The 371-nt window shown below is 58.8% G+C and carries 1 protein-coding gene; it reads right to left on the bottom strand.

Annotation, left to right across the window (positions count from 1 at the left end; genetic code table 11):
• A partial coding sequence (locus CLH62_RS20895) for a P-type ATPase actuator domain-containing protein (protein WP_456085525.1) occupies nucleotides 1–371 on the bottom strand: 371 nt, incomplete at both ends.

The following is a 371-nucleotide window of genomic DNA, read 5'->3' as shown; positions in this document are numbered from 1 at the left end:
TCATGATCGACATAGGCGTAGCCAACCCCAATGCGCAAGGGCAAGCGATGATAAGCACCGCAACCGCAGACACGAGCGCATACGACAAAGCTGGTACCGGCCCCCAGATGGCCCACGCCACAAAGGACAGGGCCGCCACGACAATAACCGCTGGTACGAACTTGCCGGCCACCATATCGGCAAACTTCTGGATAGGCGCGCGGCTGCGCTGGGCATTGGCAACCATCTCGACGATTTGACTGAGCGTAGTATCCGCGCCAACCCGGGTCGCCTCCATAACAAGGCTTCCGGTACCGTTGATGGTGGCCCCGGTTACTTTGTCTCCCTCCACTTTCTCTACCGGAACCGGCTCCCCCGAAATCATAGATTCA

The sequence above is a fragment of the Marinobacter guineae genome (assembly GCF_002744735.1).
GTDB lineage: Bacteria > Pseudomonadota > Gammaproteobacteria > Pseudomonadales > Oleiphilaceae > Marinobacter > Marinobacter guineae.
This window is presented reverse-complemented; position numbering and strand designations above follow the sequence as displayed.